Annotated in this window: 1 protein-coding gene; it reads left to right on the top strand. The window is 62.0% G+C overall.

The features are described from left to right. Nucleotides 1-526: 526 nt before the first annotated feature. On the top strand, nucleotides 527-1,333 hold an 807-nt coding region (locus tag WX88_RS26640; protein WP_156176489.1), incomplete at its 3' end, for a CARDB domain-containing protein.

Below are 1,333 nucleotides of genomic sequence, written 5' to 3'. Positions count from 1 at the left end.
ATGATGATTTGGTAATGCCGCTGTTGCTCACTCCTTTCTTCTTTTACTGCTATTCTATCCTACCTTTGACAGGTGGCGTTCCGATGCCCTCCTGCTCGTCCCTAGCTCGGTTTACGTTCTCTTGCTCAACCCCCTTCACCATGCCCACGATGCACCCCGCCCGCAGCCGCAATCCCCCCACGCCTTGGCGGACCCGCGCGCTGACCCTGCTGCTGGGGCTGAGCAGCTCCGGCGCCTTCGCCCAAGCCCTGAACTACAGTGAGTATGGGGCCACCAACCTGGCCGGCACGTACACCGATCTGGGCACGACTGGCACGCTCATCCCCACGCCCAATAACGATGATGCCAACTCGGCGGCCATCTCTATTGGCTTTTCGTTCAGCTTCAATGGGGNNNCCCCCCCTTCTTTCCCTCCGGCCCCCAAACCGTTGCCGGCGGCCCGCGGAATCGGAACACCCCCACCGAAACCAATCTGATCCTGCCGCTGAACCTGGACCTGGAAGGCACGGCGACCACCGACTACCGCGTGGCGACGACCGGGGCGCCGGGGGCCCGCGTAACGACGATCCAGTGGAAAGATGTGAGCGATAAAGTCGTGTCAGCGGCGACGGGAAAACAGCTGGCCGCTATTTCGTTTCAGGTGAAACTCTACGAAACCTCGAACCGCATTGAGCTGGTCTACGGCCCCGCGACGGCCGGACCAGGCCCCACCGCCATCAAGTCCGCGGTCGTAGGCCTTAAAGGGGCGAACAATGCTAGGATCTCGACCATTATGGCCGTCAAAAGCTCGACCCAAGCCTGGAATCTCACGGTCCTTTCGCAATACCAATACGACAGCTATGCGCATAGCCTCCGGAATTCGGTGCTGCCCGACGCGGGTCGGACATACCGCTTCGATCCGTCGCCCGCCACGGATGCCGCGGTCGTGAGCATTCATGCGTTAGGCAAAACGCCACTCATCCCCCAAACCGTGCAGGCCGTGGTGCAAAACGTGGGCACGAGCCCCCTGCTCAATCTGCCCGTGACCTTAACCGTAACCGGGGTAAATACCTTCACGGACACGCAACCCATTGCCTCGCTGGCCCCCGGCGCGACGGCGACGGTTTCGTTTGCCGCGTACACGCCCGCCGCCCTCGGCACTAACACCCTGGCCGTCACCGTGCCAGCCGATGCGATCATGAGCAATAACGCGCGGAGCCACACGCAACTGATCACGACCAACACGTTTAGTCACGTGAACACGACCACGCCGGGTTCGGCGGGGTTCTTCGGCTTCGGGCCTAGCGACCAAGGCGCGTTTATCGCGAAGTTTACCACCCCCGTCGCGCGCACC

Origin of the sequence: Hymenobacter terrenus (genome assembly GCF_000972495.1) — a bacterium.
GTDB classification, from domain to species: Bacteria; Bacteroidota; Bacteroidia; order Cytophagales; family Hymenobacteraceae; genus Hymenobacter; species Hymenobacter terrenus.
The sequence above is the reverse complement of the archived record's forward strand: the minus strand, read 5'-3'. Positions and strand labels throughout refer to the sequence as shown.